Origin of the sequence: Rhizobium changzhiense, assembly GCF_013087625.1 — a bacterium.
Taxonomy (GTDB): domain Bacteria; phylum Pseudomonadota; class Alphaproteobacteria; order Rhizobiales; family Rhizobiaceae; genus Rhizobium; species Rhizobium sophorae.
Window position 1 is genome coordinate 238,392 of record NZ_JABFCQ010000005.1, and the last position, 22,148, is coordinate 260,539.

General features: G+C 62.0%; 18 protein-coding genes and 1 tRNA gene. 9 read left to right on the plus strand and 10 right to left on the minus strand.

Features of this window, described 5'->3' with window-relative positions; all coding sequences use genetic code 11:
• Positions 1 to 9: 9 nt before the first annotated feature.
• The 4 genes from amaB to G9X68_RS23985 all read left to right on the plus strand — a co-directional run bounded on the left by amaB (position 10) and on the right by G9X68_RS23985 (position 5,627).
• Entirely contained in the window at positions 10 to 1,548 is a 1,539-nt protein-coding gene (gene amaB / locus G9X68_RS23970) for an L-piperidine-6-carboxylate dehydrogenase (RefSeq protein WP_171604517.1), read from the plus strand.
• Positions 1,549 to 1,759: 211 nt separating this feature from the next.
• Positions 1,760 to 2,776, plus strand: a complete 1,017-nt coding sequence (locus G9X68_RS23975) for an iron ABC transporter substrate-binding protein (protein WP_171604518.1) — start codon at positions 1,760 to 1,762, stop codon at positions 2,774 to 2,776.
• Positions 2,777 to 2,925: 149 nt separating this feature from the next.
• Positions 2,926 to 4,593 (plus strand): ABC transporter permease, encoded by a 1,668-nt coding sequence (locus G9X68_RS23980; RefSeq protein ID WP_171604519.1) that lies wholly within the window; start codon positions 2,926 to 2,928, stop codon positions 4,591 to 4,593.
• Positions 4,590 to 5,627: an ABC transporter ATP-binding protein gene (locus G9X68_RS23985; protein WP_171604520.1), complete on the plus strand. Its 1,038-nt coding sequence runs from the start codon at positions 4,590 to 4,592 to the stop codon at positions 5,625 to 5,627. The genes G9X68_RS23980 and G9X68_RS23985 overlap by 4 nt, the downstream gene beginning before the upstream one ends.
• 78 nt (positions 5,628 to 5,705) lie before the next feature.
• Here the strand turns inward: G9X68_RS23985 and G9X68_RS23990 are convergent, their stop codons facing one another.
• The 9 genes from G9X68_RS23990 to G9X68_RS24030 form a co-directional block, all read right to left on the minus strand.
• A complete protein-coding gene (locus G9X68_RS23990; RefSeq protein ID WP_171604521.1) occupies positions 5,706 to 7,040 on the minus strand; it encodes a glucoamylase family protein in 1,335 nt (444 codons plus the stop codon).
• A 254-nt stretch (positions 7,041 to 7,294) separates the two neighbouring features.
• Positions 7,295 to 9,133, minus strand: a complete 1,839-nt coding sequence (locus G9X68_RS23995; protein WP_171604522.1) for an ABC transporter ATP-binding protein — start codon at positions 9,131 to 9,133, stop codon at positions 7,295 to 7,297.
• 24 nt (positions 9,134 to 9,157) lie between these two features.
• Positions 9,158 to 9,913: a DUF1028 domain-containing protein gene (locus G9X68_RS24000; RefSeq protein ID WP_171604523.1), complete on the minus strand. Its 756-nt coding sequence runs from the start codon at positions 9,911 to 9,913 to the stop codon at positions 9,158 to 9,160.
• 2 nt (positions 9,914 to 9,915) lie between these two features.
• Positions 9,916 to 11,700 carry a gamma-glutamyltransferase family protein gene (locus G9X68_RS24005; protein WP_171604524.1) on the minus strand — a complete coding sequence of 595 codons (1,785 nt, stop codon included), beginning with the start codon at positions 11,698 to 11,700 and terminating at the stop codon, positions 9,916 to 9,918.
• Between the two features lie 21 nt (positions 11,701 to 11,721).
• Complete coding sequence (locus G9X68_RS24010; RefSeq protein WP_171604525.1) at positions 11,722 to 12,597, minus strand: ABC transporter permease; 876 nt, start codon at positions 12,595 to 12,597, stop codon at positions 11,722 to 11,724.
• Positions 12,594 to 13,541 carry an ABC transporter permease gene (locus G9X68_RS24015; RefSeq protein ID WP_171604526.1) on the minus strand — a complete coding sequence of 316 codons (948 nt, stop codon included), beginning with the start codon at positions 13,539 to 13,541 and terminating at the stop codon, positions 12,594 to 12,596. The genes G9X68_RS24010 and G9X68_RS24015 overlap by 4 nt, the downstream gene beginning before the upstream one ends.
• Positions 13,542 to 13,707: 166 nt before the next feature.
• Positions 13,708 to 15,216 carry an ABC transporter substrate-binding protein gene (locus G9X68_RS24020; protein WP_171604527.1) on the minus strand — a complete coding sequence of 503 codons (1,509 nt, stop codon included), beginning with the start codon at positions 15,214 to 15,216 and terminating at the stop codon, positions 13,708 to 13,710.
• 91 nt (positions 15,217 to 15,307) lie between these two features.
• Positions 15,308 to 16,039, minus strand: a complete 732-nt coding sequence (locus tag G9X68_RS24025) for a FadR/GntR family transcriptional regulator (RefSeq protein WP_171604528.1) — start codon at positions 16,037 to 16,039, stop codon at positions 15,308 to 15,310.
• A gap of 211 nt (positions 16,040 to 16,250) precedes the next feature.
• Complete coding sequence (locus G9X68_RS24030; protein WP_171604529.1) at positions 16,251 to 17,693, minus strand: M81 family metallopeptidase; 1,443 nt, start codon at positions 17,691 to 17,693, stop codon at positions 16,251 to 16,253.
• 291 nt (positions 17,694 to 17,984) lie between these two features.
• On the opposite strand from G9X68_RS24030, the gene G9X68_RS24035 reads away from it, so the two are divergent.
• Positions 17,985 to 18,884: an HNH endonuclease gene (locus G9X68_RS24035; RefSeq protein WP_171604730.1), complete on the plus strand. Its 900-nt coding sequence runs from the start codon at positions 17,985 to 17,987 to the stop codon at positions 18,882 to 18,884.
• A gap of 137 nt (positions 18,885 to 19,021) precedes the next feature.
• Here the strand turns inward: G9X68_RS24035 and G9X68_RS24040 are convergent.
• Positions 19,022 to 19,096 (minus strand) — tRNA-Gly (locus G9X68_RS24040).
• A 255-nt stretch (positions 19,097 to 19,351) separates the two neighbouring features.
• On the opposite strand from G9X68_RS24040, the gene G9X68_RS24045 reads away from it, so the two are divergent.
• The 4 genes from G9X68_RS24045 (at position 19,352) to G9X68_RS24060 (ending at position 22,125) form a co-directional block, all read left to right on the plus strand.
• Complete coding sequence (locus G9X68_RS24045) at positions 19,352 to 19,861, plus strand: prolyl-tRNA synthetase associated domain-containing protein (protein WP_171604530.1); 510 nt, start codon at positions 19,352 to 19,354, stop codon at positions 19,859 to 19,861.
• A 160-nt stretch (positions 19,862 to 20,021) separates the two neighbouring features.
• On the plus strand, positions 20,022 to 20,996 hold the full coding sequence (gene trxA, locus G9X68_RS24050) for a thioredoxin (RefSeq protein WP_138389426.1): 975 nt from the start codon (positions 20,022 to 20,024) through the stop codon (positions 20,994 to 20,996).
• 244 nt (positions 20,997 to 21,240) lie between these two features.
• The gene (locus G9X68_RS24055; RefSeq protein ID WP_171604531.1) at positions 21,241 to 21,927 is read left to right on the plus strand and encodes an LON peptidase substrate-binding domain-containing protein; all 687 of its coding nucleotides are present in this window, start codon (positions 21,241 to 21,243) and stop codon (positions 21,925 to 21,927) included.
• Positions 21,928 to 21,936: 9 nt separating this feature from the next.
• Positions 21,937 to 22,125: a Trm112 family protein gene (locus tag G9X68_RS24060; protein WP_017966162.1), complete on the plus strand. Its 189-nt coding sequence runs from the start codon at positions 21,937 to 21,939 to the stop codon at positions 22,123 to 22,125.
• Positions 22,126 to 22,148 lie beyond the last annotated feature (23 nt).

Below are 22,148 nucleotides of genomic sequence, written 5' to 3' on the forward strand. Positions count from 1 at the left end.
ACCAAGACAATGACCATCGCCGTCCTCGATCTCGCCACCGAAACCGCCAAGCTGCTCGCCGAACTCGGCGTCGATGCCGGCCGCTATCACGGCGGCACGCTTTCCGTCACCTCGCCGGTCACCGGCAAGGAAATCGGCAGGCTCAGGGAACATTCCGTTTCCGAGGCGAAGGCGGCAATCGAAACGGCGCACCAGGCCTTCCTCGAATGGCGTGCCGTGCCGGCGCCGAAGCGCGGCGAACTGGTCCGCCTGCTCGGCGAGGAACTGCGCGCCTCCAAGGCATCACTCGGTCGTCTCGTCTCGATCGAGGTCGGCAAGATCACCTCCGAGGGTCTCGGTGAAGTGCAGGAGATGATCGACATCTGCGATTTCGCGGTCGGCCTCTCCCGCCAGCTCTACGGCCTGACGATCGCCACCGAGCGCTCCGAGCATCGGATGATGGAAAGCTGGCACCCGCTCGGCGTGATCGGCATCATTTCCGCCTTCAACTTTCCTGTTGCCGTCTGGTCGTGGAATGCAGCCCTTGCGATGGTCTGCGGCAATTCCACCGTCTGGAAGCCCTCGGAAAAGACGCCGTTGACGGCGCTTGCCGTGCAGGCTCTGTTCGAAAAGGCGCTGAAGCGTTTCGTCGCCGAGGGCGGTAGCGCACCGGCCAACCTGTCGACGCTGATCATCGGCGGCCGTGAGGTCGGCGAAGTGCTGGTCGATCATCCGAAGATCCCACTCGTTTCCGCCACGGGCTCGACGGCCATGGGCCGCGCCGTCGGTCCGCGCCTGTCGCAGCGTTTTGCCCGCGCCATTCTCGAACTCGGCGGCAACAATGCGGCGATCGTCTGCCCGTCGGCCGATCTCGACCTGACGTTGCGCGGCGTCGCCTTCTCCGCCATGGGCACGGCCGGCCAGCGCTGCACGACGCTGCGCCGTCTCTTCGTCCATGAGAGCGTCTACGACCAGCTGGTGCCGCGCCTGCAGAAGGCCTACGGTTCCGTCACCATCGGCAATCCGCTCGAGGCCGGGACGCTTGTGGGACCGCTGATCGACGGCCAAGCTTTTAAGAACATGCAGGCGGCGCTGGGCGAGGCGAAATCGGCCGGCGGCACCGTAACCGGCGGCGACCGCGTCGAAACCGGTTCGACCGAGGCCTTCTACGTTCGCCCGGCGCTTGTCGAAATGCCTGATCAGACCGGCCCGGTCGAGCACGAGACCTTTGCGCCGATCCTCTATGTGATGAAATACAGTGACTTCGACGAGGTGCTGGCGCTGCACAATGCCGTGCCGCAGGGGCTGTCGTCGTCGATCTTCACCAACGACATGCGCGAGGCCGAAACCTTCGTCTCCGCACGCGGCTCGGATTGCGGCATCGCCAACGTCAATCTCGGGCCATCGGGCGCCGAAATCGGCGGCGCCTTCGGCGGCGAGAAGGAGACCGGCGGCGGCCGCGAATCCGGCTCGGATGCCTGGAAGGCCTATATGCGCCGCTCCACCAACACGATCAATTACGGCAGGACGCTGCCGCTGGCGCAGGGCGTCAAGTTCGACGTCGAATAAGCTGGCTGCAAAGGCTGCAAGAGAGAGGCGGCGCTTGCAGAGCGTCGCCTTTTTTGACCGAGTTGAGATTTATTCCCTGTAATATGAAATATTTAGTCAAGATATTGTGATGTCTTTTCTGGGCAAGCCAAACTTGAAATTGGTAGTCAGGAAAAATATACGCCTCTGATCGCCCTTGGAGAGCTCGGGTGACATCGCTACGGAGGCCATCATGAACACTGCTCTTAACCGTTTTTCCCTCGCGCTTGCCGCTTCGCTTCTTTCCGTCACCGCGCTTGCAGGCAGCGCCAATGCGCAGGATGAAGGTCTCGTCGTTTACAATGCCCAGCACGAAAGCCTCGGCCGCGAATGGATCGATGCCTTCACCAAGGAGACCGGCATCAAGGTCACCATGCGCCAGGGCAGCGACATGCAATTCGCCAACCAGATCATCCAGGAAGGCGACGCCTCTCCGGCTGATGTCTTTCTGACCGAGAATTCGCCGGCAATGACGTTGGTCGATGGCGCGGGCCTTTTCGCTCCCATCGAAAAGGAAACGCTGGATCAGGTTCCGGATCAGTATCGCCCGGCTGACGGCATGTGGACCGGCATTGCCGCCCGCACCACGGTTTTCGCCTATGATAAGACCAAGCTCACCGAAGACAAGCTGCCGAAGTCGTTGCTCGACCTCCAGGATCCGGTCTGGAAGGGCCGCTGGGGCGCGGCACCTGCCGGCGCCGACTTCCAGGCTATCGTCGCAGCCCTGCTGCAGCTGAAGGGCGAAGATGCCACCAAGGCATGGCTGAAGGGCCTCAAGGACAACGCCACCCCCTACAAGGGCAACAGCGTCGCCATGAAGGCCGTCAATGCGGGCGAAGTCGAGGGCGCGGTCATCTATCACTACTACTGGTTCGGCGATCAGGCGAAAACCGGCGAGAACAGCAAGAATGTCGGCATGCATTACTTCAAGAACCAGGATCCGGGCGCTTTCGTCAGCGTTTCGGGCGGCGGCGTCCTGAAGTCCACACAGCACATGAAGGAAGCCCAGGCTTTCCTGAAGTTCGTCACCGGTAAGGCCGGCCAGGCGATTCTCAAGGACGGCACCTCCTATGAATATGCCGTGGGCAAGGATGCGCCTTCCAACGACAAGCTCACTCCGCTTGCCGATCTCAATGCGCCGAAGGTCGAAGCTTCGACCCTCGACAGCAAGAAGGTCGTCGAACTGATGACGGCCGCCGGCCTGATCTAAAGCGTGGCGCGCCACACTTTAGATCTTTGGTTTTCCGCATGTCGTCGTCGCAAAGCCGCGGCACAGTTTTGCGCGACATGCTTTGACCTTTCTGCCGCAGGCGTCTTCCGGCCAAAACTGTTGCTTTTGGCTCAAGAAAACCTTAGGGCATGACGACATCCGGCAACCGCCTTTCAAAGGCGGTTGCCTTCCTTTTTCAGCGTGTAAAGGCATCGGCCTTGCTGCAGGACAACAGATTGCTCGCATCCGGCAACGAGGCGCCGGTCGCGCCGAGGGTCGCGCGAATGGTTTTGCCGCGCGGACGCATGCCGGACGCTTCAGTGATCCTGCTTGCAACCCTCGTCGCGATCTTCAGTCTCGTGCCGCTCGGCTTCATCGGCTGGGTCACCTACGATGTCGGCTGGGAAACAGTGAAGGCCCTGGTCTTCCGGCCGCGCGTCGGTGAACTTCTCGTCAACACGGTTCTGCTGGAATCGATCACCATCCCGCTGTCGATCGCGCTTGCCGTGACGCTTGCCTGGCTGACGGAGCGGACGGACATTCCTTTTGCGCGGCTCTGGGCCTGGCTGGCGATCGCCCCGCTCGCCGTGCCCGCCTTCGTGCACAGCTATGCCTGGGTCAGCCTCGTTCCCGGCATGCGTGGCCTGCAGAGTGGCGTCTTCGTCTCGGTCATCGCCTATTATCCGTTCCTCTACCTGCCGGTCGCCGCAGCGCTGCGGCGTCTCGATCCGGCCATCGAGGATGCCGCGGCCTCGCTGGGCCTTAATCCCTGGCGGGTCTTCTTCCGCGCCGTGCTGCCGCAGCTCAGACTCGCCATCTGTGGCGGTTCGCTGCTGATCGCGCTGCATCTGCTGTCGGAATACGGGCTGTTCGTCATGATCCGGTTCGACACGTTCGCGACGGCGATCGTCGACCAGTTCCAGTCCTCCTACAACAGCCCGGCCTCCAACATGCTCGGCGGCGTGCTCGTCGCCTGCTGTCTTTTTCTGCTCGGGTTCGAGGTGCTGGTGCGCGGCAATGAACGTTATGCCCGCGTCGGCTCCGGCTCGCCACGTCCGGCGGACCGCCGCCGGCTGGGCTGGTTCGTGGCGCCAGCCATGTTGCTGCCCGTCGTCCTGGCGGCGCTGACGCTCGGCGTGCCGCTGGTGACGCTTGGCCGCTGGCTCTATCTCGGCGGCACCGATATCTGGCGCATCGAAGTCGGCAGCGCCTTCCTGCAGACGATCGTGCTCGCAGTTGCCGGCGGCGTGCTGGCGACGATGGCCGCAGCACCGATGGCCTGGCTTTCCGTGCGGGCGCCCGGCCGCTTCCAGCGTGTGCTTGAAGCCTGCCATTATTATGTCGGCTCGCTGCCGGGCGTCGTCGTGGCGCTGGCGCTGGTGACGATCACCGTGCGTCTCGTGCTGCCGCTCTACCAGACCTTCGCAACGCTCATCGTCGCCTATGTGATGCTTTTTCTGCCGCGCGCCATGGTCGGGCTGCGCGCCAGCATCGCCCAGGCCCCGGTGGAGCTGGAGCGCGCCGCGATGGGTCTCGGCCGCACCCCGGGTCAGGCGGTGCGGCAGATCACCATGCGGCTTGCAGCACCGGGAGCGGCCGCCAGCGTCGCGCTGGCTGCACTCGGCATCACCAATGAACTCACGGCGACACTGATGCTGTCGCCCAACGGCGTCGATACGTTGGCGACGAAATTCTGGTCGCTGACCAGCGAGATCGATTATGTCTCGGCCGCCCCTTACGCCTTCATGATGGTCGTGTTGTCGCTGCCGCTCACCCTGATGCTTTATACCCAATCGAAACGGACCGCCGGCCAATGACGCTGCTCACGATCGAAAACATCAGCAAGCGTTATGGCCCGGTCCAGGCGCTGAAGGATATTTCGCTCGACGTCGTGGCGGGCAGCCGCACCGCCGTCGTCGGCCCGTCCGGTTCGGGCAAGACGACGCTGCTGCGCATCATTGCGGGCTTCGAGCAACCCGATGTCGGCAGGGTGACGCTGGATGGCGACCTGCTCGCAGACGGTCCGGCGACGGTACCGGCGCACAAGCGCGGCATCGGCATCGTTTCGCAGGACGGCGCCCTGTTTCCGCACTTAAGCGTTGCCGAGAATATCGGCTTCGGCTTCGAACGAGGGGCTGCGGATCGCGAGAAGCGCGTGCTCGAGTTGCTCGACATGGTCGAGCTCGACCGCGGCATGCTGGTCCGGCGCCCGCATCAGCTTTCCGGCGGCCAGCAGCAGCGTGTGGCGCTAGCCCGCGCGCTCGGCCGCAAGCCGCGGCTGATGCTGCTCGACGAACCTTTCTCGGCGCTCGATACCGGCCTGCGTGAAAATATGCGCAAGGCGGTTGCGCGCGTGCTGCAGGCAGCCGGCATCACCACCATCCTCGTCACTCATGACCAGGAAGAGGCGTTGACCTTTGCCGATCAGGTGGCGGTTTTGAGAGAAGGGCGACTGATCCAGGCTGGGTCGCCGCAATCATTATATCTGCATCCGCGCGATCGCGAGACGGCACTGTTTCTGGGCGATGCCGTGCTGCTTCCCGCCATCATTCGCAACGGTTTGGCAGACTGCGCCCTCGGCCGTGTTGCCGTCGAAGGCAGTCGTCAGGGCAAGGCGGAGATCATGCTGCGGCCCGAGCAGATTCGTGTCGTCGCCGATGAAAGCGATCGCGATTATGGCGGGCGTGTCGTTGAGGTGGAATTCGGCGGCGCGATCTGCACCGTTGCGGTTTCGCTAGACGGCGTTGCGCTGCCGCCGATCCTGATCAAGACCTCGAGCGTCGCGCTTCCGGCGCGAGGCGACCTCGTTCGCCTCGATATCGCCGGCAAGGCGCATGTCTTCGAGAGCTGAGTTAGAGCCCCGCGGGGCTCTATCTTTGCTTTGCGCAATCCCGGACGCAAAACCGCTGCGCACTTTTGCTGGAATTGCTCAGCCGAACTTGCGCACCACTTCTTCCGGCTCGATGCCTTCGAGCCAGCCGCCGGTAAAGCCGGCGCGTTCGAGCCCGAGGCGGATGACCGGTGATTGCCGCATCAGTTTCCAGATGAAATCCGAACGGTCGTTCTCGATGGTCATGACGACAAGACCCTGGTCGATGCCGACGGTGCGGTCGTCGACCCAGCCTTCCGGCCGCTTGGTCTTGACGGTCGGATTGAAGCCGCCGGGAAAGCCGCCTTCCAAGAGCAGGTTCGGATAGGTGGTGAGAAGCGCCTTGGTGCCGTCGAGAGCCGCCAGCCGGTCGTAGGGCAGGCAGGCAAGTGCCGCCCAGGGTGCGATCGTGCCGTCATCGGGGCCGAGCGGTGCGCCGCGGGCGGCGTAACCCAGAACCTTCGGCTGGCGACCGCCGCGCATGCGCCGTGTCGGGGGCGGGCCGTCACAGGCGGAGAAACCCCAGATATTCCTGTTGTAGCCGACGAACTGGCCGGGATTGCGCTCGGCATAGTCACGCTGGACGTTGATCATCACCTGCGTATTGCGGAAATAATCCCAGTTCCGCTCCGCCATCGGCTTGTCCTGAATGGTGCGGAAATCGATCCAGGCATGCGAGAAGAGGTGGATGAAGAGCGGCCCGGCATAGAGATAGGACTGCTCGCCATGCAACATCCAGGAATAGCTTGACGTAAAGGCGTCGTAGCTCGATTGCGGAATGGGATGCGTCGGCGAGGCGAGCGCCAGCGTATAGAGGATGATCGCCTCGTCGAAGCCGTGATAGCGCCAGCGCAGGAAGCCGGAAGAGGGCTTCCAACCCATGGCAATAGTGTCGCCCTTGTTCAGCGCCCAGCGCCAGTCGACGCGCTCGTAGATGAAGGTCGCGAGTTGACGGATTTCCGTCTCCGTCTCGTCGTCTTCGCGATTGAAATACTGTGCGGCCGTCAGAATGCCGGCGACGAGCAGCGCCGTGTCGATGGTCGAAAGCTCGCTGTTCCAGGCGCGATGGCCGGTATCCATGTGCAGGAAATGATAGAAGAAACCGCGATGGCCGGTCGCGTGGCGTTCCTCGCCCTGACGCGCCTCGGCGAAGAAACGCAGCGTATTGACCGTACGCTCGGCTGCTTCCTCGCGGCTGATCCAGCAACGCTCGACACCGACAGGATAGGAGGAAAGCGCAAAGCCGACGGCTGCGATACTCGCCGGCACGCCGCCGATCGAGGTATCCGCCACCAGGCCATTTTCGGGATTGGTATATTTCAGGAAGTACTTGAACGCCGAATGCTGCAGCCTGTCGACGAGTGCTGCATCAATGTCTTCAATCCGTTGCAGCATAGGCTCCTACCCAACTGTTGCATCGCCCCATGCTTCAACATGGGGGCCGTCCCCGGGCAAATCAAACCTTTTTGATTCGCAAGGATAAGAGAACACAAAAGGGGGGAATCGGTCGTTAATAATTATCGGTAAAATAATATCTAGCAGAAGTCATATAAGCGGTGCAGCAAAAAAGACGGCCCGCGCGCCACCGGCACGGGTTATTTTCCCGCAATACTTGTTTATCGGATGCTCCAGAGAGTGCGTTTTCACGTTCAGGCGGCTTCGTCGAGCCGCACCAGATGACCTGCCGACACTTCCCGATATCGGCGAGGCGGCGCGACGTAGCCGACCGGGCGAACCGGGCTCTTGAGCTCGTCGGTCCCGAGGTTGCGCTTGATGCCGCGCCGCGCGGGATCGGGCACGGGCACGGCTGCCATCAGCCTCTTCGTGTAGGCGTGCTGCGGATTGCTGAACAATTCTGCGCGTGGGCCGATCTCAACGATCTCGCCGAGATACATCACCGCGACCCGATGACTGACGCGCTCGACCACCGCCATGTCGTGGGAAATGAATAGGAAAGCGAGGTTGAGGCTTTGCTGCAGGTCCATCAGCAGATTGCAGACCTGTGCCTTGATCGATACATCGAGGGCCGAAACGCTTTCGTCGGCGACGATCACCTTCGGATCGAGTGCGAGCGCCCGGGCGATGCAGATGCGCTGGCGCTGACCGCCGGAGAATTCGTGCGGATACCGTTTCATCATATCGGGTTTCAGCCCGACGCGTTCGAGGAGATCGGCCGCCTTGTCGCGGGCCTGGGCGCCGGTGCCGAGGCCATGTTCGGTGATGGGTTCGGCGACGGCGGCGCCGACGGTCATGCGCGGGTTGAGGCTGGCGAAGGGATCCTGAAAGATCATCTGGATGCTGCGGCGCATCCGTCTGAGACTAGCCGCGTCAAGGCTCAGCACGTCATAGCCGTCGAGGCTGACGCTACCGCCGTTCGGCTGGACGAGGCGGGTGATGGAGCGGCCGGTGGTCGACTTGCCGCAGCCGGATTCGCCGACGAGCGACAGCGTCTCGCCCTGGAAGAGATCGAAAGAGACATCTTCGACCGCATGGATCGCGCCGGTCTTGCGGCCGAGCAGCCCGCCGCGGATGTCGAAACGGGTAACGAGGTTCTTGACTTCGAGGATTGGCGTCCGGCGGCGGTCGACGGTATCGGCCACCTCGATCGGCTCCCGGCGTTCGCCGGTCGTGGTATCGACGACCGGAAAACGCAGCGGCCATTTCCGGTCGGCCATCGAGCCGAGGCGCGGCACGGCCGAGAGCAAAGCGCGGGTATAGGGATGCCTGCCGCGATGGAAGATGGCGTCGGTCGTGCCGGTTTCCACCGCTTCGCCGCGATACATGACGATGGTGCGGTCGGCGATTTCGGCGACGACGCCCATGTCGTGGGTGATGAAGAGCACGGACATGCCCTCTTCTTCCTGCAGCATCTTGATCAGGTCGAGGATCTGGCCCTGGATCGTCACATCGAGCGCCGTTGTCGGTTCGTCGGCGATCAGCAATTTCGGCCGGCTGGCGAGCGCCATGGCGATCATCACGCGCTGGCGCATGCCGCCTGAAAACTGGTGGGGATATTCATCGAAGCGCGAGGCGGCGTTGGGGATGCGGACCTTTTCCAGCAGGCGCACGGTTTCGGCCCGCGCCTCGGCCTTGCCGATATCGCCGTGGCAGGTGAGCGCTTCGGAGATCTGGCGGCCGATGGTGAAGATCGGGTTGAGGGATGTCATCGGCTCCTGGAAGATCATGGCGGCGTCGTTGCCGCGCACCCGGCGCATCTCCTTTTCCGAAAGGGCGAGAACATCCTTGCCGTTCAAGGTGATGGCGCCATCGATGCGGCTCGATCCCTTGGCGAGAAGCCGCATGATCGAAAGGGAGGTGACGCTCTTGCCCGAGCCGCTTTCGCCGACGATCGCCACGGTCTCGCCAGGTGTGACGTCGAAGGAGACGTCGCGCACCACCGGCTTCCAGTCGCCATCGACGAGGAAGGAAGTCGTCAGGTTCCGGACGGAGAGAACCGGAGAGGCGGAGGCTGAAGAAACATCACTCATGTCGTTCCCTTGGTCTTATCTGGTTCACGTCTTCAAAGGCGTGGCGAAGGAGGCGGAAGGCCTGCCTTCAGCGATGCGGGCCGCTTCCAGCGCCGCGATCTTTTCATCGATCTCGCGCCTGTCGGTCATGCCGTTCGGATTTTGTCGCGTCGCCATCGTCTCGGCGACATGCAGGTAGCGTTCACCCGCCACTGCATGGAGGCGGACAAGTTCGTCGAGTGGATCGGGATGATCGTCGGCGCGGAGGCTCAGCCAGGGATAATCCTGGTCGCGATGGATGACGAGGGCGGCAGACTGCCTGCCGCGCTTATCACCGCCGGCATCTTCGCCTGCCTGCATCGCCAGCAGCAGGCGTTCGGCCAAGGGCTTGTCCATCGCCTTGTTGTAGGTGGCAAGCGTCTCAGTGATGACGTCAGGACCCACGAGCATGTTGCCGGCGACCGAGACGTTTTCGTCGACCAGATGCCCCGCCCAGTCGATGCATGCCCCGCCGGTGAAGGCGGCGTTGCGCCCCTTCGCATCGAGGAGGTGCAGCTGCCGCTGATTGCGGCCGGCGTCACGCGTGGTCAGCTCGGCGATGATCTCCTCCGGCGCCTTGTCGGCGGCAAGCAGCGACAGGCCATCGACGCCGTAAAGCGGGCTGACGAAGGCCTGCGTGGCGACGGCGCCGATGCCGCCGCGAATATACGGCACGAGAGCGCCGACGGCGAAGAAGCGGCTCGCGACGGCAATACCGAGATGACCGGTCAAGGGATCACGGGCGACGATCGACCAAGTCATGACTATCTCCCGATCGCATAGGCCTGCATCAGGCGCGGGGTGGCCGCTGCGCGCAGCAGTCCATCGGCATCGCGTCTTGCGGCGGTCAGCCGGCCGATCGTCCAGGGATCGGCGACCGTCAGCTTGTGGCCCTTGCGGCGCAGGGCATCGAGGACATCGGGGCCGAAATTCGCTTCCGCCATCAGGCTGCCGGGTTCGCGGGTGCGCGGATAGAAGGAGCCCGGAAAATGCGAGGTGTGGAACAGCGGTTGGTCGATTGCCGCCTGCAGGTTCAGCTTGTGGTGGGCGTAGCGCAGGAAGAAGGAGAGCTGCCACTGTTCCTGCTGGTCGCCGCCGGGTGTGCCGAAGGCGAGCGTCGGGCGGCCCTCATAAAGGCCGAGCGAAGGCGTCAGCGTCGTGCGCGGCCGTTTGCCGGGGGCAAGCGACGTCGGCAGGCCTGGTTTCAGCCAAAACATCTGGGCGCGGGAATTGAGGCAGAAGCCGAGGCCGGGCACGGTCGGCGAGGATTGCAGCCAGCCGCCGGACGGGGTGACGGAGACCATGTTGCCGTCGCGGTCGATCACATCGATATGCACGGTATCGCCGCGTTTTTCGGAAAGATGCGCCATGGTCGGCTCGTAGACGGCGCCCGTCTTCGAATCCGCGCCGAGCATCGTCATCGTCAGATCATGCTGCGCTTCGAAGCCAGGCACGATGCCGGGGCGAAGATCGAAGGAGGCGTCTGCGCCGACCAGCTTGCGGCGCTCGGCGGCATAGGCCTCCGACAGCAGATGCGCGACAGGGATCTCCGAGAAATCAGGATCGCCGTAATAGACTTCTCGGTCGGCGAAGGCGAGCTTCATCACCTCGACGACGGTATGGACGAAATCGGCGCCAGCGGGATCCATCGCGGCGAGATCGAAGCCTTTGAGGATCGACAGGGTCTGCAGGAAGACCGGACCCTGGCCCCAGGGACCGATCTTTGCAATCGTCCAGCCGTGATAATCATAGGTCAGCGGCTCCTCGATCGTTGCCGACCAGTTTGCCATGTCGTTGGCGGTCAGGACGCCCTTGTGGCGGTTGCCGCTCGCATCCATCACCTCGGCGGTCTTCAGATAGTCGTCGATCTTCTCGGCGACGAAGCCGCGATAGAAAGCGTCGCGGGCTGCCTGCACTTGCGCTTCCCGGCCGCTTTTCGTCTCGGCCTCGGCGATGACGCGCTTCCAGGTCTCGGCAAGCACCGGATTTCTGAAATTCGCATGCGCTTCGGGGGCGCTGCCGCCCGGCAGCCAAGTCTCGTAGGAGGTCGGCCATTCCTTCTCGAAGAAGGCGGCGAGCCCTTTGATGGTGGCGGAGACGCGCGGCAGCATCGGGTGGCCGTGCTCGGCGTAATAGATCGCCGGTTCCAGCACATCGCGCACGCTCATCGAGCCATAATCGCGCAGCATCAGCATCCAGCCATCGAAGGAGCCGGGGATGACGGTCGCAAGCAGTCCATCGCCGGGGATCAGGCTCAGGCCTTCCGCCGTATAGTGTTCGATCGTCGCTCCGGCGGGGGCGGGTCCCTGTGCGCAGATGACCTCGACCTTGTCCTTCTTTTTCGAATAGATCACCGCCGGCAGATCGCCGCCCGGACCGCAAAGATGCGGCTCGACGATCTGTAGCACGAAGCCCGTCGCCACTGCCGCATCGAAGGCGTTACCGCCTTTTTCAAGAATGCTCATGCCGACGGCTGAGGCGATCCAGTGCGTGGAGGTGACGACGCCGAAAGTGCCGAGGATCTCGGGACGGGTCGTGAATGCGGTCATGTCAAATGTCCTTTCGAGAAATCATGTTTCGCGCGGATCGAGCGCATCGCGCAGGCCGTCGCCTAAGAGATTGAAACCGATGACGACGAGGAAGATCGCGGCACCCGGCCACATCGCCATCCATGGCGCCTGGGAGAGGAAATTCTTGGCGACGTTCAGCATCGAGCCCCAGCTCGGCGCCGGCGGCTGCTGTCCGAGGCCGAGGAACGAGAGGCTCGCTTCGGCGATGATCGCCGTTGCTATCGTCAACGTTGCCTGCACGAGGATCGGCGCGAAGACATTCGGCAGGATGTAGCGGGTAATGATGCTCGATGACCGGAGCCCGATCGAGCGGGCGCCCTCGACATATTCTTCGGTCTTGACCGAAAGCACCTGGCCGCGCGTCAGCCGCACGAAGACGGGCATGGCCGAAAGGCCGATCGCAATCATCGCATTGGTCAGGCTCGGGCCGAGAAAGGCTGCAAGCGCAATCGCGGTGATGAGGAAAGGCATGGCCAGAAAGGCTTCGGTGATGCGGGAGATCACCATGTCGATCCAGCCGCCGAAATAACCGGAGATAAGGCCGAAGGGCACGCCGATGACAACGGCGATCGCCACCGAAAAGACGCCGGCCATCAGCGAGGCCTGCGCCCCCCAGATCATCCGGGAAAGAATGTCGCGGCCGATGTCGTCGGTGCCGAGCCAATGGGCGGCGGAGGGCGCCTTGCGGATCGCCGACCAGCTTGTGGCGTTCGGATCGGGAATCGGAAGAAGGGGCGCGGCAATGGCGAGGATCGCGAAGAAGGCGATGATCGCAAGGCCGACGAGGGCGCCCTTGTTGGCCTTCAGCTTGCGCCAGGCACGGCTCGGCGTGCGGTCGATCGCAGAGGGAATGCCGGTCTCCCCAATCGCGGTCATAGGGCGGCCCTCATGCGCGGATTGAGCAGGACATAGAGAATATCGGCCAAGAGGTTCATCAGGATGAAGCCGATCGCGGTGCAGATCACCACACCCTGGACGACGGCGTAGTCGCGGTTGAAGACGGCGTCGACGATGAGCTTTCCAAAACCCGGAATGGTGAAGATCTGCTCGGTCAGCACGGCGCCGGCAAGCAGTTCGCCGAAGAGCAGCGCGGTCAGCGTCACGATCGGCAGCATTGCGTTGCGGAAGCTGTGTTCGAGCACGACAGTGCTTTCCGGCAGTCCCTTGGCTCGGGCGGTGCGGATGTAATCGGCGCTCAGCACGCTCAGCATTGCCGAGCGGGTATGGCGCATCAGGGTCGCCGCCAGCGCATTGCCGAGCACGAAGGAGGGCATCAGCATGGTTTCCAGAGAACGCAGCGGGTTACTGAAGAAGGGTTCGTAGCCTGATGCCGGCAGCCAGCCGAGATTGACCGAAACCAGGAGGATCAGCATGATGCCGAGCCAGAAATTCGGGATCGACAGGCCGGTCAGCGCGATGATGTTGGCGAGATAGTCGATCATCGTGTTCTTCTTGACGGCTGCCAGGATGCCCATCGGCACGCCGATCGCAAAGGCGAAGATCATCGACATGATGGCGAGCTGGATGGTGACCGGCAGCTTTTCGCCAATGAGCTGCAGAACCGGCTGGTTGGTGCGCAGCGAGATGCCGAGGTCGCCTTGAAGGGCGGCACCCAGCCAACGCACATATTGATAGGGCACGGGATCGTTCAGCCGGTACTTCTCGCGCAGGAATTCGAGAACCTGCGGGTCGCGTTCCTCGCCGGCCATGGCAAGGATCGGATCGCCGGGCAGCAGCTTCTGCAGCGAGAAGACGAAGATCGAAATGATCAAAAGCGTCGGTATGGCGACCAAGAGCCGTTTGGCGATGTAGGTATACATGGGCGATCCTGACACGACTAAAGCATGTCGCGCAAAAGTGTGCAGCGGTTTGGCGATAACGACATGCGTAAAACAAAAAGCTAAAGCGCGTGAAGCGAATCTGAAAGATTGCGACGCGCTTTAGAATCATGCGGCGGAGGGTTTCCGCCGCATGATTTGCCTCTAATCAGCCGGCCTTCTTGACACCGACGAGACGGATCATCCCATCCGGCGAGGGAACGAAGCCGGTGATGTTCTTGTGCAGCGCCCAGATCCAGGACTGATGGCCGAGATAGATGATCGGCAGATCATCATTGAGGATGACGGCGGCGGCATCGTATTTCTGCTTGCGCACGGCATCGTCGGTCGATGCACGGGCTTCGTTCAGCAGCTTGTCCACCTCGGGATTGCAGTATTTCGTGTCGTTGATACCGCCCTTGCAGGTGATGAACTGATGGATGTTGCCATCGGGATCGACGCGGCCGGACCAGTCGGAACGGCTGAGCTGATAGTTGCCGGCCGTCTGCTCGTTCAGCAGCGTGGCGAATTCCGTCGATTTGAGGCTGACGTCGAAGCCGGCTTCGCCGACCATCGACTGGATGATCTGCATCATCTGCATGGCGACGGGATTATTCGGGATCTGCAGCTCGATCGGCACGCGGTCGAAGCCGGCTTCCTTGATCAGCGCCTTGGCCTTGTCGAGATCGCGGGCGGGGACGGGAATATCCTTATCGAACCACGGGCTGCTCGGCGGGAAGGGCTGGTTGCCGGCAACCGCCGTGCCCTCATAGACGATCTGGTTCACGGCATCGCGGTCGATCGCCAGCGAGAAGGCCTGGCGCAGGCGCTTGTCCTTGCCGAACGGATTGTCGGCGCGCGCACCATTGCTGATATTGGTGTAAAGCGCCATATAGCCGGTGCCGACGGCGTCGGCATAGACGAGACTCGAATCCGCCTTCACGGCTTCAGCGTCGGTCGCCGCCAGGCGCTCGATCATGTCGAGATCGCCGGACCGCAGGTTGGCGAGGCGCACCGTCGTATCCGGGATCGGCAGATAGGTGAGCTTGTCGATGAAGATCTTGTCCTTGTTCCAGTAGTCCTGGAACTTTTCGAGCACGATGCGATCCTGCTGGACGCGCTCGACAAACTTGAACGGGCCGGCGCAGACCGGATGATCGCCGAACTTGGCGCCGAGTTCCTTGGCGGCCTTCGGCGAGACGATCATGCCGGCGCGGTCGGAAAGCTGGGCAAGAAGGGTGACGTCAGGCGCCTTGAGGGTGAACTTGACCTCGTATTCGCTCGTCGCCTCGACCTTTGCGACCGAGCTGAGCTCGCTCTTGCGGCGTGATTCCGGCAGGGTGATGTTGCGCTCGATCGTGGCGACGACCGCTTCGGCGTTAAAGGGGGTCTCGTCGTGGAACTTGACGCCCTGGCGCAGCTTCATGGTGAGCTCTTTGCCGTCGGCCGACCAGCTCCATTCGGTGGCAAGCTGCGGCACGATCTTCAGATCCGGTGAGACGTCGACCAGCTTGTCGCACATGGCGGTATAGACGATGCGGCCGACGAAGGTGCGCGACTGCGCGGGATCGAGCACGTCGGCATCGTCCTGCAGGCCGATCTTCAGGTCGACGGCGAAGGCAGGAAGCGCAAACAGCGCGCCGGCAACGGTGGCGGTCAGCAATTTGGCGATCTTCATTCCATTCTCCTCTGTTCTGTTTTTGCTTGGTTTTTGCTTCCATTCCGGCGGTTATGGCCCGCCTGTCTCTTTTCTCTGTTCGCCTCCCAGTTCAGGCGAGGGTCTTGTCGACCTCCGTTTCGCTGTGATCGAGCGAGGTGATGCGGACGAGGCTTTCCTGCAGCGTCAGCAGATGCTGGCGCATCGCCTCGCCGGCCCTGGCCGGGTCATGCGCGGCGATCGCATCGACGATCGCCGTGTGCTGGTTAAAGGTAACGGGCCGCGTCCGGCTGGCGCTGCGGGCGCGCTCGCGGATCGTCTGCCAGGCCTCGTCCTGGCGCACCCGGTTGATGACGTCGAAGATGGTGAGGAAGAAACCGTTGCCGGCGCATTGGGCGATCTGGCGGTGCAGCGCCCCGTCCCAGAGTTCGCGCCCGTCGGCGTCGGTGCTTTCGTAGATCTTCTTCACCAGATCATACATGCGCTCGATATCAGCGGCCTTGGCGCGCATGGCGGCAAGCTGGGCGAGCTGCGGCTCGATGCGCAGGCGCACTTCCATGACTTCCATGAGATCGGTGCCGGCAACGATCGAGCCGACATGATCGCTCCAGCCGTCGGGGCGCGGGCCGGCATAGGTGCCGGAGCCCTGGCGGCGCCAGATGCGACCCTCGGCCTCCAGCACTTCCAGGGCGCGGCGGACGGCACGGCGGCCGACGCCAAGCATTTCCGAAAGGGTGCGCTCGGTCGGCAGCTTGCCGTCGGCGTCGAGAGTGTCGGACCGCAGCAGAGCCCTCAGCCTCTCCAGCGCATAATTGGAATTGCCCTGCGTCTCATCCATCGGCATTCGCTTAAATGGTCCGTACCAATTTTCTATTGGTTCAGTGCAAACCAAATCGCGCCGACCGTCAAGCGCTTTTTTGTGCAAACCGAAATCTGCCCGTTTTTTGCTCAAATCCCGCTATTGTCGCGATACGGAAAACAGTCGATCGCGGCGACAGGGTGGCGCCGCGATCGACACTAATCATCCAGACAAACGCAATTGGTTCAGGTGAAGCTCAGGCCGGCGTCGAGCGTGCGGAGAGAAAGACTTGCGGCTCGAAGGCAAAATCCTTGTCGAAGGGGTAGGTCGGATGCTGCTTGCGCAGCCGCGGCAGGCGCTCGACAAACTGATCGACGACGCCTGTTGATAGCGCCATCAGATTCGGATTGGCGAGCGGCGCCAGTTCCGGCGAGAGATAGCCCGATTTGACGACGATGATTTTCGCCTGGTGCGGGTCGAGTCCGAGCCGGGTGAAATCGGCGATATTGTGATAGGGCCGGCGCTTGGCGGAAAGCACCAGATCGATGCCGCCGGTCGAAACGACCGCCTGGCGGTCGGCGGGATCTGATGTCTCATGCAGGAACTTGACGGTGAAGCGGGCGATGACCGGCTTGCTACCCTTGGTGTCGAGCGAGGCGCCGACGCTGAGCTCCAGTTCCGCGCCGATGCCGGCAGCACAACAGGCCTCGGTCGCCGCCTTGTCGGCGATGCCAGCAAAGACCACGCCGGTGGCATCCCTGGCGATCAGCTCGGCCAGCACATCGGCCCGGTCCCCGACGCCGCCGCCGGTCGGGTTGTCGCCGGATTCGGCAAGCACCACAGGGGCGGTCGGGCTTGCGATTGCTCTCGCGACGCATTCTTCGAGCGAGCCGGTCTCGCAGCCGAAGACGAAGTCTTCGCGCACATCCCAATAAGCCCTCGCGAGACGTTTGGCCTCGCGCTCCAGCACAGTGCGGTCGGTGCCGGTCATGATGGCGGCGGCGGTGGCGCGCGGCTCGTCGGCCCAGACATAGCCGACCATCAGCGATGCATCCCAGACGCCATCGATCGCATCGATCCCAGGTAGCAGGTCATAGAGGCTCTTTGCCGGCTCATCGACGGTGCTGGTGCGCTCGCCGGGCAGCACGACGGGGATCGGCGCCCAGAGAACGACCGGCCGCTCGCCGGTTTTGAGGCTCTTCACAAGCATGGAGACGGAGCGGCGCATCGTCTCCTCGACATCGATATGCGGCGCGGTGCGATAGGTGGAATAGATATCGAGCGCATCGATGATGCGCTGGGTGACGTTGCCGTGCAGGTCGTAGCTTGCCGAAACCGTACAATCCTCGCCGACCAGCGCCCGGGCCGCACTGATCCAATCACCTTCGGCATCCTCCATGCCCTCGACATACATGGCGCCGTGCATGGCGAGGTAGAGACCGTCGAGCGGCAGCATCGGCTTCAACCGCTCGAGGAATTCACCCTTGAAGGCTTCGTAGGTGGCGCGCGAAACCGGACCGCCGGCAATGGCCCGGGCATGGATCGTCGGCAGGAACTCGGCATCGTAATCCTTGAGGAAGCCGAAATACGGCGCTTTCAGCAGCGCCTCGCCGCGCACGACGCGAAAATCCTTCTCCTCGTTCAGGACGGGATTGTATGTGCTGCATTCGATATGAATGCCACCGACGGCGATGCGCATAGGAAACCTCAGTTGATGTTGGGAGCAATCAGGAAGTTATGGGTGGTGGCGGCACCGTGGCCTGAGCGCCGGCGTCGTCGCGCTGCGTGCGGATCGGTGTCGCCCAAAGGAACTCGCGTTGCGATAAGCTGAACATGAAGGTTCCCTATTCAAAGACGCGTCCATTTTGCCCCGACAATAAATTTACAATCGAACCAATCAACCAAAATAATTACGAGCTTGATTGGGGGGCGCAGGCGAGTGGGTGGTGTGGTGCCTGTGCAGCCAAAACGGATATGTTATACGACGATCATGGGATTAGGGGTTTTCATCCGCCGCTCAGATTCGATCTATGACGACAGCCCGGCGGAGCAATATCAGTTTCCCAGCCAGTATCTCCATCGTGTCCAAGCATGCGTCGGCGACTGGATTATTTACTACGAGCCTCGAAAGGTCTCCGAGACTCGAGGTTATTTTGCTGTAGCGAAGGTGCAGCAAGTCGTTCGAGATTCCACCACATCGGGCATGTATCTAGCGCTGATCGAACCTGGAAGTTATCTCGACTTCGTCCCCCCAGTTCCCTTCAGCGGTGCCGACGGTGTCGTCGAGCGCGGTGTGCTAAACGCGGAAGGTCGGATTTCCGGCCGCGCGCAGTCGGCGGTTCGTCCAATCTCGACGGACGACTTCAGCCGCATCGTTGCGCTGGGCCTCGATGATCGCGAACCATTGTTGCCACGCGTCGATGCGAGGGCATCGCCTCCAGGTTTTGGGGAAGAGCAAGCGCCTTTCCAATTCGAACAGAGCCGCGACCGAGTGAGCTATATAGCGTCCCGAATTGTGCGGGATCGCGTTTTTCGCCAAGTCGTTTTGAGCGCCTATGATAAGCGCTGCGCAATTACCGGGCTCAAGTTGATCAATGGCGGAGGGCGGGCAGAAGTCGATGCGGCGCATATTCGGCCGGTCGAGGCGAACGGTCCCGATATCGTCAGCAATGGGATTGCTCTATCCGGCACGGCCCATTGGATGTTTGACCGAGGATTGATCGGGCTCACCGACAATCTGGAGATTCTGATTTCACGACAGGTCAATGATCCCGATGCAGTACGGGGTTTTATCAACAAAACCGGTCGCGCGATTGCGCCCCGAAGAGCATTTGAGCGACCGCATGCGCATTTTCTGCAATGGCACCGCGAGCACTGCTTCAAGCAGTAAATATGTCGCCGTTATTTTCGGCAATCGCGCAACCAGGAAGCCGCACCTTGACAAGCATGTGCGAGCTACGAGCGCCCGAACTAGCGGGACGGACATCGTGCCGTCCATGTATCCAAGCTGAACAAGTCGGGAGAAACTGGAGCGGGCGAAGGGATTCGAACCCTCGACCCCAACCTTGGCAAGGTTGTGCTCTACCCCTGAGCTACACCCGCTCAATCCGCATCGGTCCGGGGTAGTTGTTGGACCGTGGGCGCCGCCTCGCGGCGACCGGCGCTATATGGCCTAACGGGTTTTCAAATGCAACAGGGAAATGACGGAGAGGCGAAGAAAAATTCTGGTGTTCGCAGAGCCCAGGCGGAAAGGCCGCAAATGCGGGGCAAAGCGTCGGTCGCAAAGATTGCCAAACGATGTGGACCGACTTAATCAGGACGCCTCGCTTTTTCCCTTCCCGTCCAATGGATTGTCCCATGTCCGAAAATGCCCCGAAGACAAGAGAAGAATTGTTTGCCTTTCTCGATGGGCTCGGCATTGCCCATAAGACGATCTATCATGCGCCGGTCTTCACCGTGGCGGAATCGGTCGCCCTGCGCGACGAGATCCCCGGCGGCCACACCAAGAACCTGTTCATCAAGGACAAGAAGGACAGGTATTTTCTGCTGACCGTGGAGGAAAATGCCGAAGTCGATCTCAAGCAGGTGCATAATTTGATCGGCGGGTCCGGCCGGGTCTCCTTCGGCAGGGCGGAAAAGCTGATGGAGTATCTCGGTGTTGCTCCGGGTTCGGTGACGGCCTTCGGCGCGATCAACGATAGTGCAGAGAATGTCACCTTCGTGCTCGATGCCGATCTAATGGCGCACGAGATCGTCAATTGCCACCCGCTATCCAACGATGCGACGACCTCGATTGCGAGCAGCGACCTTATCCGCTTCATGGAAGCGACGGGACATAAGCCGCTTGTCTTGAAAGTGACGTCCTGACATACGATTTTAGCGTTAAAGCGCGTCGCGATCTTTTAGATTCGCTTGCCGCGCTTTAGTCTTTGGTTTTGCGCATGTCTTTATCGCAAAACCGCCACACAGTTTTGCGCGACATGCTTTAGCAAAGACGCCGGCAGGATCGGCGCGGCGGGAGATACCTATGAGCGGCAGCGACAACCCCTATAACGGTTCCTTCGGAAATCAGATGACGGCGACGACAAGCTTTAGTGCTGCGCCGGAACCCGCGGCTGCGGCCGGCAGCTATATCACGGATACGACGACCGCGAGTTTCGCCAAGGACGTCATCGAGGAATCGCGCAAGCAGCCGGTGCTGGTTGATTTCTGGGCGCCCTGGTGCGGTCCGTGCAAGCAGCTGACGCCGGTCTTGGAAAAGGTAGTCAACGAAGCCAAGGGCCGCGTTCGGCTGGTCAAGATGAATATCGACGATCATCCCTCGATCGCCGGCCAGCTCGGCATCCAGTCGATCCCCGCTGTCATCGCCTTCGTCAACGGCCGTCCTGCCGACGGTTTCATGGGCGCGGTGCCGGAAAGCCAGATCCAACAGTTCATCGACCGGATCGCCGGTCCGGCCGGCGCCGACGAGGCGGCCGAAATCGAAGCGGTGCTTGCGGAAGCGGCGGAACTGCTTGCCGCCGGCAATATCAACGAGGCCGCTCAGCTCTACGGCGCCGTCATGCAGGCCGATCCCGAAAATGCCAAGGCGCTTGCCGGCATGGCCGAATGCATGATCGCCGCCAACCAGCATCAGCGGGCACGCGAAATCCTGACGGAATTGCCGGAAGAGCTGGCGAAAGACGCCGGCATCCAGGCCGTGCTGATGAAGCTCGAGCAGATCGAGGAGGCCCGCAAGCTCGGCGATCCCGTTGCGCTCGAGCGCGAACTGGCCGCCAATCCCGACGATCATGAGGCACGGATCAAGCTTGCCAAGATTCGCAATGTCGAAGGCCGGCGCGACGAGGCGGCCGACCATCTGCTGCTGATCATGCGCAAGGACCGCGCCTTCGACGATGATGGCGCCCGCCGCCAGCTGCTGCAGTTCTTCGAGGTCTGGGGCTTCAAGGATCCGGCGACGGTTGCAGCGCGCCGCAAGCTTTCGGCGATGCTGTTCTCGTAGGGCGCCCGCGCGTCCGACAGGACGCGCCATGGACGAAAGTCGATTCCGATTTTCGGGGTATTCGCCACTGCAAATTCCTTAAATCGGAATCGATTTAAGGATTAAATTATGCACCGATTCAAAGTGTTACAGCGTGTTTTGCGCGTCTAAAAAGACGTGCGGCGCTGTAAGTTCGAGCATCGGCCCTTGCGTTTTCGGACGAGGGCACCACATTCTCGTCAGGACGGGCAAGCCCGTTACAAGAATGCGGGACGGTTACATGCAAGTCGGGAATGCCAGATACCTGAAGCCGGGCGATCTGCCTGATGCGATCGCTGTCTTCCCCCTGACCGGCGCCCTTCTCCTGCCGGCCGGGCAGCTTCCCCTCAACATTTTCGAGCCGCGCTATCTGGCGATGCTAGATGCGGCCCTGACCGGAAACCGGCTGATCGGCATGGTGCAGCCGGCGCTCGGCGAACATGAGGACAAGGGCGGCGAGCCCAATCTTGCTGCTGTCGGTTGCCTCGGCCGCATCACCTCCTTCGCCGAGACTGGCGACGGCCGCTATATCGTATCGCTGACCGGCGTCTGCCGCTTCCGGCTGCTGGAGGAGAAATCGACCAGCGATCCCTTCCGCATCTTCCGTATCGCCCCGTTCATCGCCGATCTCTCGGCCGCAAACGAGGAGGAGGCGGTCGACCGCGCAGCGCTTCTCACCGCCTTCAAGGCCTATCTCGATGCCAACAAGCTGGAGGCCGACTGGGAGAGCGTCGAGCGGGCGAGCAATCTGACGCTCGTCAATTCGCTGGCGATGATGTCGCCCTTCGGGCCGGCAGAAAAACAGGCGCTGCTGGAGGCGCCCGACCTGAAGACGCGGGCCGAGACGCTGATCGCGATTACCGAAATCGTGCTGGCGCGCGTCTTCGGTGACTCCGACACGGTTCTGCAGTAGACTTCAGCGATGGATGAAAAACTCAGCCGCGTCGATCCAAAGCTGCTCGATCTCCTGGTCTGCCCGCTCTCCAAGGGCCGGCTTTCCTATGATCGCGAGCAGAATGAGCTTGTCTCGGAAAAGGCGCGGCTTGCCTATCCGATCCGCGACGGCATTCCGATCATGCTGGTGTCCGAAGCTCGCCGTCTCGACGATTGAAGCAATTCCAGGAAGCGCTGTTG